At 60.2% G+C, this 15,901-nt stretch carries 14 protein-coding genes and 3 pseudogenes; 10 read left to right on the top strand and 7 right to left on the bottom strand.

The window, feature by feature from the left end:
- A partial coding sequence (locus QM600_RS10610) for a beta-propeller fold lactonase family protein (RefSeq protein ID WP_283261414.1) occupies nt 1-726 on the top strand: 726 nt, incomplete at its 5' end.
- Between the two features lie 266 nt (nt 727-992).
- Here QM600_RS10610 and QM600_RS10605 read toward each other — a convergent pair.
- Entirely contained in the window at nt 993-1,490 is a 498-nt protein-coding gene (locus QM600_RS10605) for a hypothetical protein (RefSeq protein WP_283261413.1), read from the bottom strand.
- Between the two features lie 221 nt (nt 1,491-1,711).
- Here QM600_RS10605 and QM600_RS10600 point away from each other — a divergent pair, with 221 nt between their 5' ends.
- A complete protein-coding gene (locus tag QM600_RS10600; protein ID WP_283261412.1) occupies nt 1,712-2,308 on the top strand; it encodes an AAA family ATPase in 597 nt (198 codons plus the stop codon).
- Nucleotides 2,309-3,021: 713 nt separating this feature from the next.
- Nucleotides 3,022-4,644: an ABC transporter substrate-binding protein gene (locus QM600_RS10595; protein WP_283261411.1), complete on the top strand. Its 1,623-nt coding sequence runs from the start codon at nt 3,022-3,024 to the stop codon at nt 4,642-4,644.
- 378 nt (nt 4,645-5,022) lie between these two features.
- Here the strand turns inward: QM600_RS10595 and QM600_RS10590 are convergent, their stop codons facing one another.
- Nucleotides 5,023-5,286: a hypothetical protein gene (locus QM600_RS10590; protein ID WP_283261410.1), complete on the bottom strand. Its 264-nt coding sequence runs from the start codon at nt 5,284-5,286 to the stop codon at nt 5,023-5,025.
- Nucleotides 5,287-6,136: 850 nt separating this feature from the next.
- Between QM600_RS10590 and QM600_RS29855 the strand changes: the two genes are divergently transcribed.
- The 4 genes and pseudogenes from QM600_RS29855 to QM600_RS29850 form a co-directional block, all read left to right on the top strand.
- On the top strand, nt 6,137-6,328 hold the full coding sequence (locus QM600_RS29855) for a hypothetical protein (RefSeq protein ID WP_502942932.1): 192 nt from the start codon (nt 6,137-6,139) through the stop codon (nt 6,326-6,328).
- 342 nt (nt 6,329-6,670) lie between these two features.
- Nucleotides 6,671-8,662: a cutinase family protein gene (locus QM600_RS10585; protein ID WP_283261409.1), complete on the top strand. Its 1,992-nt coding sequence runs from the start codon at nt 6,671-6,673 to the stop codon at nt 8,660-8,662.
- A gap of 605 nt (nt 8,663-9,267) precedes the next feature.
- Nucleotides 9,268-9,396: a hypothetical protein gene (locus tag QM600_RS10580; RefSeq protein WP_283261408.1), complete on the top strand. Its 129-nt coding sequence runs from the start codon at nt 9,268-9,270 to the stop codon at nt 9,394-9,396.
- 532 nt (nt 9,397-9,928) lie between these two features.
- Nucleotides 9,929-10,231 (top strand): annotated as a pseudogene (locus QM600_RS29850) (DDE-type integrase/transposase/recombinase); the annotation flags it as partial.
- A 79-nt stretch (nt 10,232-10,310) separates the two neighbouring features.
- Here QM600_RS29850 and QM600_RS29845 read toward each other — a convergent pair.
- From QM600_RS29845 to QM600_RS29640, 3 genes are all read right to left on the bottom strand, one after another.
- A complete protein-coding gene (locus tag QM600_RS29845) occupies nt 10,311-10,628 on the bottom strand; it encodes a DDE-type integrase/transposase/recombinase (RefSeq protein ID WP_502942931.1) in 318 nt (105 codons plus the stop codon).
- 19 nt (nt 10,629-10,647) lie between these two features.
- The gene (locus QM600_RS10575; protein WP_283261407.1) at nt 10,648-10,815 is read right to left on the bottom strand and encodes a hypothetical protein; all 168 of its coding nucleotides are present in this window, start codon (nt 10,813-10,815) and stop codon (nt 10,648-10,650) included.
- Between the two features lie 268 nt (nt 10,816-11,083).
- Complete coding sequence (locus QM600_RS29640; protein ID WP_349307254.1) at nt 11,084-11,995, bottom strand: nuclear transport factor 2 family protein; 912 nt, start codon at nt 11,993-11,995, stop codon at nt 11,084-11,086.
- A 242-nt stretch (nt 11,996-12,237) separates the two neighbouring features.
- Here QM600_RS29640 and QM600_RS10560 point away from each other — a divergent pair.
- A pseudogene (locus tag QM600_RS10560) lies at nt 12,238-12,424 on the top strand (pyridoxal 5'-phosphate synthase lyase subunit PdxS); the annotation flags it as partial.
- A gap of 83 nt (nt 12,425-12,507) precedes the next feature.
- Here QM600_RS10560 and QM600_RS10555 read toward each other — a convergent pair.
- Nucleotides 12,508-12,789, bottom strand: coding sequence for an SDR family oxidoreductase (locus tag QM600_RS10555; RefSeq protein ID WP_283261406.1), 282 nt, complete (start codon nt 12,787-12,789; stop codon nt 12,508-12,510).
- 50 nt (nt 12,790-12,839) lie between these two features.
- On the opposite strand from QM600_RS10555, the pseudogene QM600_RS10550 reads away from it, so the two are divergent.
- Nucleotides 12,840-13,548, top strand: a pseudogene (locus QM600_RS10550) (IS6 family transposase).
- A gap of 143 nt (nt 13,549-13,691) precedes the next feature.
- Here QM600_RS10550 and QM600_RS10545 read toward each other — a convergent pair.
- Nucleotides 13,692-13,961 (bottom strand): hypothetical protein, encoded by a 270-nt coding sequence (locus QM600_RS10545; RefSeq protein WP_283261405.1) that lies wholly within the window; start codon nt 13,959-13,961, stop codon nt 13,692-13,694.
- Between the two features lie 142 nt (nt 13,962-14,103).
- Between QM600_RS10545 and QM600_RS10540 the strand changes: the two genes are divergently transcribed.
- Entirely contained in the window at nt 14,104-15,891 is a 1,788-nt protein-coding gene (locus QM600_RS10540; RefSeq protein ID WP_283261404.1) for a TIGR03767 family metallophosphoesterase, read from the top strand.
- Nucleotides 15,892-15,901 lie beyond the last annotated feature (10 nt).

Below are 15,901 nucleotides of genomic sequence, written 5' to 3'. Positions count from 1 at the left end.
TACGTCACCAACCAGAACAGTCGCTCGGTATCGGTAATCGACACCACCAACGACGCCGTCACCGTCACGATCGCCGTCGGCGCGAATCCGGTCGGGGTCGCGATCACGCCCGACGGTGCCCGCGCCTACGTTGCCAACGAGTTCGGTAACTCGGTGTCGGTGATCGAGACCGCCACCAACACCGTCAACACCAACACCATCACGGTCGGCGCGCAGCCGTTCGGGATGGCGATCACCTCCGACGGCACCCGCGCCTACGTCACCAACCAGAACAGTCGCTCGGTATCGGTAATCGACACCACCAACGACGACGTCGTTGCCACCATCGCGGTCGGATCCTCTCCGTCGGGGGTAGCAGTCACCCCCGACGGCACCCGCGCCTACATCACCAGCCAGGGCTACATCTCGGTGACCGACACGGCCACCAGCACTCTCACCACTACACCCCTCGGGGTCGGTGCGTCTCCGTCCGGGGTGACGATCAGCCCGGACGGCACCCGCGTCTACATCACCGATTACTACGGCAACTCGGTGTCGGTGATCGAGACCGCCACGGGCATCGTCACCACCACACCGCTCGGGATCGGCGCATATCCGGTCGGGGTGGCAGTCACCCCCGACGGCACCCGCGCCTACATCACCAATTGGGGTAGCAACTCAGTGTCGTTGATCGTGATCGACAGCCCCACTCTCACCGGACACGGGAACGTCACAGCCTCGCCATGATGCTCGCCGGCCAACGCGAACACAACGGCTGGCAGCGCGATCGCGGTATCGAACGCTGAACTCCCGACCTCGTCATTCGACAGCTGCGGAGAACACCCTGTCACGCAGCAATCCGACATAGATTGTCGACACGAGTTCTCGACAGATCTGAACAGATCTGACCTGCACTGTGAATTTGACCGCGTGGCGGTGTTCTGCTAGGGCTGCGCGGCGGGTGAGCGAAGACGGTTTCGGCATCGCGCAGATCGGCGTTTTCGCGCCGTGGGTTAGCCGGCGCGTCGGGTAAGTAGATCAGGATTGACCACTCGCACGGCTTGGGCCAAGGCGACGATGAGTAGTCCGTAGAACCACACCGAGTACGCCCAGGGACTGTGGGTGACCACGGTGGCGCGGGGGTCGTCCCTGGTCCAGTAGGTACAGCGCACGCCGGCAGGGAACAGTTCGTACTCGTGGGACCAGACGATATTGGGATGAAACCTGCTCACCAGGTCTGGGTCTGGTGGTGGGAGCCGGCTGGAGGGGAAGCCGTCCGGCACGTTCCCGTCGCGCAGGGAGCAGGTATAGCCGGGGTAGTCGTTGTAGTCGTCGATGCTCGCGAACCCGAGGAAGGCGATCGATCCACAGAGCGAGAGAAGCACGGAGGTTGCAGCCGCAGACCTGCGTGTGTTTCGGCCAGTGGCGCTGAAGGACAGCCAGGTAATTGCGCCCAAGAGCGCAAGCACCAGGCCTACCGGGGACAGGAGCGGAGCGAGGAATGCCTCCACGGACACCTCCCACCCCAACGTCAGTTGTTCTCCGGTGCGAGGGTAGTCATCAGCGATGGAGGCGTGAGAGTGGGGCCGGCCGCAAGGAGGATTTCCTGGGCTTCCGGTGATCGGAATAGCGCGGAGGGCCGCTCTCTTCGGTGGCGACTGTGGGCAAAACTTCGCAGACATGTCCGTCTCGGAAACCTACAGTTTTCCGAGACACCGGTCCGACCGGATTCATGCCTCAATTCCCGCAGGATGTCCACCACGACATTGTCTCGGAAAGTCATCTCATCGCCGCTCGTGTCTCACAGTTCCGAAAAGAACTCAAAGTCGGTATTTGTGTCGGCGAACATCAACGATGTCTCGGAACGGTGCCGCACAAGACCAGTCACGCCGCCTACCTGGTGGAACTGCTCATCATTGACGAAGCTGAACGACTTACACCCACAGTGCTCGAGCTCCTCCGCGATCACCACGACCGCACGCACCTCTCGATGATCTTCATCGGAATGCCCGGAATCGACCAACGATTCCGGCACTACCCCCAGCTCTACAGCCGCCTCGGATTCTCCCACCGGTACCGGGCCCTCGGACACGACGAGCTCCTCTTCGCTCTCGACCGTCATTGGAAACGTCTCAACCGCACCCTCGACCCCGATGACTTCACCGATGCGCAAGCCATCGCCGCGATCGAACGCATCACACGAGGCAACTTCCGGCTCCTCGAGCGGCTGTTCCTGCAGATCGCGCGAGTTCTCCAGATCAACCAGCTCGAGGTCATTACCGACGACGTCGTCGAGGCCTCGGCGAGCATTCTTGTTATCGGCAATTAGCGACAGCGAGGATTCACAGAACGCCGCCAGAAAGCACTGAAATCCACAGTGCAGGTCAAACTTGTTCAGATCTGTCGAGAACTCGTGTCGAAAATCTATGTCGGATTGCTACCGTGGCAGGGGGTTCTCGACGGTTGTCGGCAGGTCTTTCTGGTGAAAGCGGAAACGTGTCCTACCTGAGTCGAACGATGACGGCAGCTCCTCGAATTCGGCTCCCTCGACTTCGAGGAAGCCGGGGGGCCGAACGTCATTCGTGTTGAGCACACAACACGGCGACCCACTATCCGTGCCGAGTTGCCCCCTCATATCGAATCTCTGCGCAACCACGGTAATCCAACGGACGAGTTCGATACAGGTTTCTGCGCAAGTTTATTCGAACGGATGACAGGGACCATCCGAAGTAGCGGCAAAAGGGCAGTGTCGTCGCTCCGATTCTGCTGCGGACAATGAAAAGCCTCGAAAAGACCCTTTTCGGCTGCCGTGAGACCCGGCGGCGATGAGATGACTAATAATTTGCTGGCAGAATTCGGAGATTCATCCCGCGTCTCCGGCTTCGCTGTGTGTGCAGGTTGGCGTGGTGTGCCGAATTGTTGCAGAGTGCAATTTTCTCGATTCCGCTCAGTGGGACTGAACATTAATACTTGTGCCTTACATCACAAACTATGACGGCTTTGGTTCGTATTACAGTTGCACTTCCCATCTGGAGGTTTTGAATGAGTCGCAGTTCTCGACGCGGCAGTCGTAAGGTCGCAGCCGTCGCCCTGGCTGTTTCCGCCGGGTTGTTCTTGGCATCGTGTGCCGACAATGGGAAGGACAGCGGAAGCGGCGACGGTGCTGAATCAGGCTCAGCCCTGAGCATTGGTCCCGTCAACGAGCAGTCCAACGAGGGAAATCCGGTCAAGGGCGGGACCCTGACCTTCAGCGGCTACTCCGCCGTCACGACTCTCGACCCTGCGAAGACGCAGATCGCGGGCTCGGTTGCAGGTTCGGAGTTGGGAGCGATTTACGACACCCTGCTTCGCTACGACTCGACTTCGCAGACGTTTGTTCCGAAGCTCGCGAACTCGATGTCGCCGAGTACCGATTTCAAGACGTGGACTCTCCAGTTGCGTGATGGAGTGACGTTCAGTGACGGCACACCAGTCGATTCTGCGGCCGTTTCCTCGAGCCTGAGTCGCTACGTCACAAACAAGGGACCGCAGTCCAGCTTGTATGCGTCGAAGATTGCTTCGGTCGACACTCCGGACGCGAAGACGGTTGTTTTCAATCTGAATGATCCGTGGACGGGGATCGAGTCGCTGCTCTCGACCGGCCCCGGCATGATCGTCGCCCCTACGGCTCAGAAGGGTGACCAGTTCACTCCGATCGGTGCCGGCGCGTTCACGCTCGAGAAGTTCGCTCCCAACGAGGAAATGATTCTCGATGCGCGTGAAGATTACTTCGGTGGTGCCCCGAACCTCGACAAGCTGCGCCTCATCAGCATTATCGGTTCGCAGGCCACAACTGAGTCGCTCAAGAGCGGTGGCGCTGATGCTACGTACTTCCGAGGTCTTCCGAACGTTCTCGACCTGATCGACTCCGGATACCCGGGCTACCTCGATATTCCGTCGCTGTCCTACCTGTCCATGATCAACGCAGCTCCGGGTCGCCCGGGTGCCGATGTTCGTATCCGCCAGGCACTGGCTTTGGCAACCGATCCGGTAGCGCTCGACAACCGCCTCAACGAAGGTAAGGGCCTTCCCGGACAGGTGATCTTCCAGGACAGCTCACGTTGGCACAACGACGCTGCTCCCATTGGCGTCGATACGGCCAAGGCGAAGGAACTGCTCGATCAGGCAAAGGCTGACGGCTTCGACGGCAAGGTCACGTACTTGACCATGCAGGAGAACTCGGCTCAGGCGATGGCATTGGCCCTGCAGTCCATGGCGAATGCAGTCGGCTTCGACTTCCAGATCGAGTACGTCAACTCGGTTTCCGACATCGTCAAGCGTGTGTACGTCGACCGCGACTTCGACATGGCGACCGGCGCGGCAAGCCTGCCGGAGGCTGACCCGTTCGAGCGGCTGTACTCCAACCTCAAGACCGGTGGACGCAACAACTCTACGAGCTTCTCCGATGCTCAGATGGACGTGCTGCTCGACGAGTTGGGTGTTGCGACGTCCGTCGACGCGAAGAAGGCAGTGCTCACCAAGATCCAGGAGCGTGCCACCGAAGTTGTGCCGTGGCAGATCCTCGGCAACAGCCCGTGGCTCGGCGTGTGGGGCAAGAATGTCCACGGCATCCAGCAGAGTCTCGACGGAATCATGTTCTTCGACGAGGCCTGGAAGACCAACTGAACTTTCAATGAAAGCGCTGACAACTGAATAGTTCGACTGACTGAAGCCGGGGACGCGCAGAGCGTCTCCGGCTTCAGCGCTCTCTATCGTCCTACGCCTGAAATTCGTTCGAGATATTTCATCACTGCATGACTGACCTCTCCGTGGGATGCCCTGCTGAATCCGAAAACTGTTGCACTCCAAACAACTTGACAACGCCTGGTTGTTTGCATCTCAAATTTCGATCGCCTGTTGTTGCAGTAGACCTGTTGCTATTTCTCATACTCGGCCACACTGGCAGTTCAGTCGAGATCGCTTATGTCACGGATGGTTACAGCAAGGGTTTCGAGGCCGGCGTTCCCGTTTGGCCCAGACTTCCGCCCACAGCATCGACATCACTCACACGAGACTGTTGGACAAGTTGCTCAAAATGGGGCAAACCCCAAGGATATTGCGATCGGCGACTTCTTCGGTACCTACAACGCCCGACCCCACCGCGAACTCGGCATCTCTCCCCGCGACGCCGGGGTCGCCGACGGATGGCTTCCTCAAATGCCCGACAGTCTCGAAGAACTCGACGGACTCTTCCTGACTGTTCTCAAACGCCGCAAGGTCTAACACGGCGGTATCCACTTCCAAGGCCGGCGCTACCTCGCGGCCCACTCGCTCTCTTCGTGCGCCACACCATCAACCACCGCATCCCGACCATCATCATCCGCGAAGAACCGCGCACTGCGGAGCCCTCACTGCACCGGATCCGGTTGCGCACCTACGAAGAGGACGAGTGATGAGCCAGACGTTATTGTCACCGCGGAGCACCGAGTTCGCCAACGCTGTCCGGAAGGAGCCAACCATCGGGATCGGCAATTGGCGACAGCGAGCGATCGCAGAACGGCGCCAGGAAGTGCTGAAATCCATAGACCTGCACAAACTTGATCACTGACCGGTTGTCGTAAACAGATCTTGGTCTCAATAGGTCAACGCCGCGGTCTATCGCGTCAGCGGGGCCGCAACTGAAGCAGACAAGGAAACCGCGGCCAGAACGTCCACACTTTCCTCAACGTCAGCCCCGCAGGCAACAACGGAACGATTCTCCGAGTTGGCGCTGGTGATAGAAATAAAATCCTGCGACTCACAAGAGTTACATGTACAGTCGAAATGTAAGCGTAGGTGAAATCGCCAGCAGAGTCTTATCAGCTTCGTCGGTCCCCTGTTCTGTGTGGCCGTCGGGGTCTGCCGGCTTCAACGACACAGCGCATCGGCGCGCTTTCCCTGCTCATGCCATGACCAGAGAGTCGTTTCCGCTTCACATAGCCGACCCTCCTGCGTGGTGCACCGTCAGAATCAACTCCTCCTCACTGCTCCTCCTATCGAGCTAGAGGTTGTCCTTTCCCCTGCCGATGATCCGATCTTCGGAACGTTTCTGTATCTTGCCTAGACCACCGCACGCCGACGCGAGAGAAGACGCAACGCGGCCGCGACCTCGAACGCTGACACCGTTCCCCAACTCTTACTGCTGCCCATTCGCAGGAATGCCCCATCCGTCGCCGGGGATCACGCAAAGGAGGTAGCTCTCGGCACTGGCAATCACCCCGACGGCACCCACGCCTACATCACCAACTGGGGAAGTAATTCGGTGTCGGTGATCGCGATCGACCAGAGCGCCACTCTCACCGGACACGGGAGCACAACATCTGCGCCGTGATGCTGGCCCGCACATCCGGCCTGAGCATTCACGCCAGCGCAGCCGGCCCACCACCCCCATCCTCTCGAATGGTCGATGATCCGCTCGTCACTACGGATTACCCGGAGAAAATGGCTTCGATCAGTACGGTGATGACTATCCGGCTCCACTTCGATTCCATCGAGTCCGTCCCCATCAACTGGACGTGGACAAGCGGTAGTTCTGCCCAGTTATCCACAGGTCACGTTGATCAACCCCGGACGCATCGGCCACAGTGTGCCACTCACCTAAAAGTAGGCGCAGTTGGCAGGACTTCAGCCGCGCCTACCTCAGGTGCACTGTCCCCTGGTAGATGAGGTGCCCATGCCGCTCCCACGTCCAAACGCCCACTGCGCGGTCACCCTCCTGACGGTAACCACCCTCGCCGCCGCCTCAGCCGCACTCACAACACCCGCCATCGCCTCCGCCCAAACCGGATGTGCGGCAACATTCAACCTGTTCATCCCCGGCACCTGGGAAACCACCGAAGACGCCGACCCCACCGTGCCGGTCGGCATGCTCAAACCGATCGCAGAGCGCCTCGAAACCAAGCACGGCACCGCCGCAGAAATTTACACACTGCCGTACATGGCGAGCGCCTTCGACAACGGAAAAACATACGCAGACAGCAAAGCCGACGCACTCACCAAGGCCGAGGCCGTGCTCTCCGAGATCGCCGACACATGCTCGAACACCAAGTTCACGATCACCGGATACTCCCAAGGCGCCGACGCCGCAGGCGATCTCGCCTCGTCCATCGGCAACGACACCGGACCGATCACACCCGAACGGATCCTCGCCGTCGGCTTGCTCGCCGACCCCGGCTCAGGCACGAAAGGCGAATCGGTCGTCGGACCGAAACCGTCCGGACACGGCATCGCAGATCCACGGCCCCAAGGCATGGGGAAGCTCTCGGGCCGTGTCGCCTCGATCTGCGACCCCCACGATCTCTACTGCTCAATCAAGAAAGGGTCGAGCCCTCTCCTCGGATCGCTCGGCTCGATACTCTCCAAGGCCTCAAGTTCCGCAACACCCGACCAGGCGGTGGGTGGAAACTCCACGCTGGCAACAGCATTGGCATCCGACTTCTCCCGGGCTGATCTCGCCGGAATTTCCGATGCAGCCGGTGATCTAACCCGTCAGCTCTCCACAACTGACGGCACAGTCGACCTCGCACAGGTCACCGCCAGCGCCACCGCACTTACCGACACCCTCAGCCCATTGGCCGAACTGATCGGCTCCGGTGCCGCCAACCCCGCCGCGAACGGTCAACTCGCCGCCGCACCCGCCGGAACACCGGAGAACAACGCCAGCAAAGTCCTCGACAGCGCCGGCCAATCAGATCTGACCAGCGCACTCTCGGCCGCGACGACGATCATCGACGCCGCCACCAAACTCACAAACCAAGGCACGGCAACACTGCCGACCCATTCACCTGACATCACCGCACTCGGGGCCACTGCCGACACGCTCAACCGTCAGATCGCACCGCTCGCGTCGACACCGACCGACGTCCTCAGTTCCGCATCCGGTGTGCTCTCAGTGCTCAAACCAACCGTCGTCGTCAACCAGGTCCTGGGCGTTGTCACGGGTGTCACCTCACTCGACATGCCGGCAATCCTGGCGAACCTGACCCTGCTCCCGCAGAAGGTCGCCGCCTTGGACGCACACGGCGCCCACAAGGTCGCCGGCGACCTCAACAACCAGTTCTCCCCACTGGTGCGCATGGCCGCCGGCGTCGATCTGACATGGGTCTCACAGGTGCTCTCCGTCATCCCCGACCCGTCCGGCTACTCCCAGGTCGCCGCACTGGCCGCATCGATCCTCGCAAACGTCGACATCATCAAACTCGCCACCCTGATCGGCCAGATCCAGGAAATCGCTTGGGCCGCAATCGAAAAACTACTCCCACCGCCAGGCCAACTCCCCAACCTTCTCGCCGCCGGCGCCGAGATGACCGGCCTACTTCCGATCGGACTCGAACTCGCCTCGGTTGCGGTGAACATGCTCTCCGGCAAAGCCACCACAACATCCCCGACACTGCCAGGTAAGCAATCAACCACCGCCGGGGCGGCTGTCACCAACCAGGCGCAGGGCTTCGACCTCCCGGCCTTGGCTGGATCGTTGACGGCGATGGCGAATTCGCAAGGCGCATCCGACCTCGCATCACTCGTAGGAGAGGGACTCGACGCCGCATCGTTCTTCGCCTCCGGCGCACACCAAAACTACAACACGCTCGTCGTCGACAACGCCGGACGCAACGCCATCGAGTGGATCTCCGATTGGCTCAACCTCCACATCGGCCGTGCAGCATGAGCAGATACCGTGCCCACACACAGACGGCATGTTCCACATCGGACACCGACCCGCCGCGCTCTCCGCTGGAATCATCGACCGCGCACTCCTACGCGAACAAGCACAACAACTCGACAACCATCCCAACCATCTCGGTACAGGATCGGATTCATCCACGGTTCGAAAAATCAAGGCGCACAGCGACAGACCGCCACACCGATAGAGGTATACGCACTGGCCTTCACGTCTTCTTCCATGTCAGCCGCGACCGCCCTCTCCCACGCCCACCACCACTGCCACTGCCACTGCCACTGCCACTGATCCCATGTCTACGAACCTTCCGGCCGCGACCAACAATGTGCACGCAATGCGTGCAATGCACGTGTTGCACGCACAGTCGACAAACCAAACAGGAAATACGCTGGGCGACTGCGGAATCGACCCACACTGTGCGAGCAACCTGACGATTAAGCCATCCAAAATCCATTCGCCAGCATTGCGGTCGGCACTCAGGTTCAATCCGGGCGTATAGCGTATGGCGTATCGACATTCGACAAGACGTATTCCCAGTTCCTGGCCCAGTTCTCAGTTTGGGAGTAAACCGTCAGGACGGTAGCGCGTTCGGGATGACAAGTGTCATCGATAACCCGACCGCAACCATCGAGATTGCGCGCAACTTCCAGAACTTCTACGAATGGCTGCAATCACCGACGCTGCCCGGCGGGGCCACCGGGACCCCGAATCGTCGATGGTGAAGCAGTGTGGGCGCTTCGAGGCGAAGCAGTAGCTCGGATAGGAATGCTCACCGAGTATCTCGACAGTCTTAACAAATAAGCAACACCCATCAGTTGTCGCAAACCTCGATTCTTTCGGCTGGTGAGCACACGCTCAACAAGGGCGCGCCAGACTCGTAGCTGGCAAGGTCCTCCGGATTTAAGAAGCGGGTCGGACCGCAATAGACCGGCTGGCTGCGCGGCATCGTCAACTCAACTGGGCCATCAGCCAGGGCTGATCATCGGATGAGCCGTGGGGACCAGACAAGGGCGGATTCGAGGCGGTCGCCGTACAAACGGCACCGCTCACCCGCGGAGATCATCGCGCAGTGCGTGCGGCTGTACGACCAGTTCAGCTTGAGCTTGCGCGGCGCCGAGGAGTTGATGCTCGCCCGCGGCATCGTCGTCTCGCACGAGACGATCCGTACATGGTGCGCTAAGTTCGGGCGGCGAATACGCGCGTGGCCTGCGCCGACACGCTCCCGAACCCGGCGACACATGGTTTCCCGGCGAGGTGTCCCTCAAGAGCGGCGGCATCCGGCACTACCTGTGGCGGGCGGTCGATCAGAACGGCAATGTCCTCTTTCGTCTTAATCCAGTTACGACGCAGCGCGAAGGCTGCGAAACGCTTCTTCGCCCATGCCGCAAGAAGGGCCCGGTGCCGAAGGTGCTGATCACCGACAAGCTCGCCAGTTACGTTGTGGCGCAAAAAGACCTGATGCCATCGGTCGAACATCGACGCTCGAAGTACCTCAACAACCGATCCGAGAACTCGCACCAACCCGCCAGACAGCGCGAACCGGCAATGAAGTTCTCCCGATCACCCATTGCGGCACAACGATTCCTGGCTGTGTTCAGTGCGATCTCGCCGCACTTCCGACCCGGCCGACACAAGCTCACCGCGAGCGCCTACCGCTTTCGAAATGACCGACCGATTCGCCACCTGGAACGACGTCACCGGCGTATCCGCCGCCGCCTGAACCCGGTTTCCCACCAACAGGATCCACCCCAGCATGACCGAATGCTGTTGATTCCCAATCATCTTTAGTTAAGTTGACAGAGCCGCCGTGCTGATCGACGGACCACCACAAGTAACGGCGTTGCCCGTCGATTTTCAGGAACACCCCGTCGAGGTGCCATCTGTCACCAGAGAGGGGAGAACGTCGGCGCGAGGAAGCTGCATATTCGGGCCCGAACGCCGCGCAGCAAGACAAGCGTGAAAGCAACAACTGCTTACATGCCAGCGTCGGACGCGGCGCCCTCGAACTCGGGGCCCACGAGGCCCTGGCAGGTGTTGATGACGCGACGCTCGCGGCGATTTGCGAGCGCACCGGGGAACGCGGCGCAGATGCGATCCTCGACTTCGTGGGTATCGACGCAACCATCAACAACTACACACAATGGGCGAAGGCTTGGTCAAGGGGCGACCAAGACGCGTTCGCGGAACTCGAACAGGAAAACTCCTGGCTTCGATTATCTAGTCCGCCACTGAATCTCGGTCGTGGTCACATGACAAGACATTCAGTGGCGTTCTCGGACCAAGTTCGCCAGTTCTCGATCCGTCCACTCGCGATCCGTCCTCTTATAGACGGGCGCAGTCGTCCTGTCACCAAGCTCCGGACCTGCCACCACAAACACTCACAGGCGATTCAAATCGACAGTTGCGCAGTCAGCTGGAAGTGGTATCAGTGCGCAGTCGAGACAGACGCATGAAGCAGATTCGCCAACCATCACTGGTCTTGCGGTATTCCTCGTGGTAGTGGCCGTAACCGTGCAGGTGTTCGAGTATTCCGCCTGCCGGCCACCATAGTTTGTCTTCCATCGCCCAGATCCCGGTGGCAGTGGTGGGTGACGTGAGGGTGATTTCGGGGGTGTGTCCGTGATGGACGGTACTGACATTCTCAATGCTGGCGCGCAGGAACGGCATGTAGTCCGCGACGGAATGGGTGATGCCCCCACCGGTTTCAGTCATGTCGATGACGACGTCATCGCTGAACACGGAGGCGAGACCAGTCCAGTCCTTGGTGTCCATCAGGCGGAAGTAGCGGGCCTTAAGTCGAGTGAGGGCATTGATGTCCTCTGCTGCGGTATCCGAATTGGGGTGTGGCCGCGGTGTGGGGTCGATGCTCGGCCCGCTGCCGAGGACCTCGATCGAGCCTGTTGTGCCACGCATCTTCTTGGTGCGATGGCTCATCCGCCACGTACCGTCGACTCGACGCCAGCGATCGTGATAGTCCCCGAGGGTAGAGAAGCTGATCCCGGCTCTGTCCCCCACACCTAGATGCAGGTCGCTCACGTAGGTGCGACTGGTTGCGGTGGTCCCGTTCACGTCGATCAGCATGTTTCCCAGCAGGTGTTGGGTGGGTCCGCAGTCGTCGAGGAACGAGCGAATCAGTGCTTCGACCTCTGCAGGACCGTGCAAAGTGCCGGTGCCCAGTTCCGCTGTGGCGTCGGGCAGCAAGATGGCGTGCAATTCTTCCCATTCGCGGTCGTCCATTGCGCGGGCGAAGCGAGTAATGGCACGTGCGATCTCGCGTTCGGCGAGCAGCGTTTCCAGATCAATCGAGATTCCGGTGTTCACTTTTCGTCCAATCTCTTCGCTGCAGCGACGGGTTGAGGGCAATCATTGGACAGTAGCGATGGATTGCAATAGATACCGGGAAGCGTCCCAATAGTCGGGACGCGGACTGAGCATCAATCTCGTTGCAGCGCAACACTCGTGTATCAAGGCCGCGGCGCACACGACTGGGGAGTCGAGCAGTTCATGCGCTGCAGTCAGTCGTGCCACTGAAGACCGGTGCTTTGCCGGCAAGGTTCGGAATCAAGTTGGGTAACCCGCAGCAGCGCGCCGAGGCCGTCGTCAAGGCCACCACGTTCTTCGACGACCCGGACGTGCTCGCGAAGGTCTCCCGCGGACTGGGCGAAGCAATGGTCGGCATCAACGTCGACGAGCTGCCGGTCGGTCACCGTCTCCGCCGAGCGCGGTTGGCGAATTCACTGCGCCTGGTGAGCAACCAGAGCCCATGCACCACCAGCCGCAGCTATCACAGCACAGTCGAGAAACGAGCAATCGGACCGACTACTCTCGACAAACTAACGAGTCTGCGAACCACCATTGAAATCTATTGTCTGTCCGGTCATTCCAGCTGACTCGTCCGATGATAGATAGACGCACGCTGCCCCCACCTCTGCAGCGTCTCCGAGTCGGCCGATCGGAATGGTCGAGATAATCGCGTCGAGCGACTCCTGAGACATGCGGTCCTCGAGATTCTTCTGATGCCCTAGCGCCAGAATATTCGCAGTAACGCCGAACTGTCCTGTCTCAGCAGCGAGGTGTCTGATAAACCCCTCCACACCGCTTTTTCCCTGTGGCATACATCGAAACGGCACTGTCAAGTTGTTGAAAATGCCTGATCTGGGATGATCTGCGGGTGTCGTCGACGTACAAGGGGTTCCGGTTTCCGCGGGAGATCATCTCCCACTGCGTATGGCTGTACGACCGGTTCACGCTTTCGTTCCGCGAGATCGAGTTACTCATGGCTGAGCGTGGAATAGCGGTGTCGTACGAGACGATCCGCACCTGGTGTGCGAGGTTCGGGCCCGAGTACGCCCGCCGGCTACGGCAGATAGCCACCCCGGCTTGGCGATAAGTGGCATCTCGACGAGGTGTTCGTCAAGGTCGGCGGGGTGCGGAAGTACTTGTGGCGAGCGGTAGACCAGCACGGGAATGTTATCGACATTCTGATCCAAGAAAAGCGGGACGGGGAGGCTGCGACCAGGTTCTTTCGGACCCTATTGAAGAAACAAGGCTGTCGGCCGTGGTTGCTGATCACCGACAAGTTCGGTTCGTATCGGGTTGCGCACCGGCAGATAATGTCGACGGTCGAGCACCGGCAGAACAAATATTTGAACAGCCGCGCGGAGAACTCCCATCAACCGACCCGGCAACGCGAACGCGCGATGAAAGGCTTCCGCACCGTCGGCTCAACCCAGAGGTTTCTCGCCTCGTTCAGTCGTATCTCCCCGCACTTCCGCCCACCGCGGCACCGTATGACTGCCACCGACCACCGAACCGAAATACGCGCCCGATTCCAGGTATGGGATCAGGTTACCGAGCTGACCCCGGCAACCTGAGTGCTGCTCGGCGTGACGTCCTGTTGCGACCGAAAACTGTTGCACACCAATCAACTTGACAGTTTCGTTGGCGGATGCAGTATTCGCCGACGCCCACCGACTCGGCGAGCTCCCCGTTCAACCAAGTTTCGGGTGTGCGGCGCTCACAGAGCTCCCGGAATGCACCTGGACTCAGGATGCGACGTGTCGGCGCACCATGGCTCGGGGCGTTTGATGACCTTTCCGCCGATGCGAATGCGGATCTCGATCCCGAACATCGCTGCACGGGTGAGGAAATGGCGCTGCATCTGATCATCGGACGCGCCCACACAGCCATGACCGCAGACCGGTTCATCGACGACATCACCCGTCTTCCCCTGCACAAGAACGACGACGATTGGGACGGCACCCTCGACGACCTCTTCCAAGACCACGACGTACTGACACTGTTCTGGCCAGAACCCATACCGGATGGAGTCAACCTCGACCCGGTGGACTGGTTCACAACGGGGGCAAGTTCCAGCCCGTCGTTGACACCTCGTTGTATTCTTCCGCTAGCCAAGATCGAGGAGTGCTATGCCCGGGTTGTCTCGTCGTCAGTTCATAAGCCTGACGGCCGCATTGGCCGCGCTGTGGGGCGTCACTCCTGCTCTACTGGGGAGCCGCGTGGCGTTTGCGCAGACTCCTACAGGAGCTGCGCCTTCGACGCTGACCGGAACGATTCTTCGTGCTGCGGGAGACGCGCATTCGTATCGGACGTTGAGGGCAGGCCCGGGTGAGGAGCATCTGCCGCGCCTGGACATTCTGCGCAGAGCACCGGCCGAGGCCAGGGCGCAAACCCGGCGGTCGATTCTGTACCTCGGCCACCTGTCGGATATGCACGTCATCGACGCGCAATCACCCGCGCGAATCGAACCGATGATCGTCCAAAACCACGCGGCGTGGGGTTCTGCATTCCACCCACAGGATCCTCTGACCGTCCACGTGACCGCTGCGATGGTCAAATCGTTCGCCGACAACACCATCAGCCCGGTCACAGGTGCGCCACTCGGTGCCGCGACAGTGACCGGCGACAGCGCGGATATGCACTCACACCTCGAACTGCGCTGGTACATCGACGTTCTCGACGGTGTACCGGTCACACCGAACAGCGGATCACTGACGACGTTCGAGGGCGTCCAAGCCTGGCCGGACGCGCAATGGGCATACCGACCGGATGACCCGTCGGGAGGGTCGTTCGGAGAATACGGATTTCCGACATTGCCCCGACTGCTGAACGACGCGATCGCCGAGCCCGTCGAATCGGTAGGCCTGCCGGTGCCGTGGTACGCGGTATACGGCAACCACGACACCCTTCTGCTCGGCACGTTCGACTTGTCTTCGCAACTGCATTCGCTTGCCGTCGGATCTGAGAAATCGTACACACTGCAAGCGACCGCGACGTCCGCGCTCGCCGGTTATACCGCCACGGCAAGTCCGCTGCAGCGGATGATCGACGCGCTAGGCGTGCAAGCCGGAACTCGGCCCGGCTTCCGACGTGTCACAGCAGATCCGCAACGCTATCTGTTCGAACAGCGCGAGTTCATGGCCGAACACTTCAATACCGCTGATACACCAGGCCCGATCGGACACGGATTCACCCAACACAATCTGGATACGGGCGAAACCTGGTGGTCTACGGATATGACGCCACATGTTCGGGCATTCGGACTCGACACCTGCAATGCGGTCGCCGGTGCCGACGGAGCAGTACCCGAGGATCAGTTCGACTGGCTCCGAGAACAATTGGAACTAGCTCAGGCTCAGAAGAAGCTCGTACTGATCCTCACTCACCACAACAGTCTGACCCTGGAGAACCGCGCTCAGCGTCCAGGGGTGAACAAGAAACTTTACGGGGCTGAGGAGTTCGTCGATCTACTGTTGAAATATCCGGTAGTGATCGGCTGGTTGAACGGTCACACTCATCAGAACCAGATCCTGGCGCACCGAGGCGGCGATCATGGATTCTGGGAGATCACCACCGCGTCCTGCATCGATTTCCCGCAGCAACAGCAGACCGTCGAGATCGTCGACAACCGCGACGGAACTTTATCGCTCTTCACCACCGTTCTCGACCACGCGTCTCCGATCACTCCTGGCGCCTCCGGCGGCTACCTCGATCTTGCGTCGCAGAGCCGCGAACTGGCAGCTAACGACTGGGCCGAGAACCCTTTGATGAGAAGAGGATCAGCATTGGACCGCAACACCGAACTCCTCCTGCCCGCACCATTCGACATGGAAATCGTCACCGACGCATCGCTTGAACAACAGCACCTCGACGAGCACGCCCGCCTGCTCTCCTACCAACAGCGGGCACAGCGGTGAGGCGGCTCGC

The sequence above is a fragment of the Rhodococcus sp. IEGM 1379 genome, assembly GCF_030056815.1.
In the GTDB taxonomy this organism is placed as follows: Bacteria; Actinomycetota; Actinomycetes; order Mycobacteriales; family Mycobacteriaceae; genus Rhodococcus_F.
Note: the sequence above shows the minus strand (reverse complement) of the source record. Positions and strands in the feature narration are given on the sequence as shown.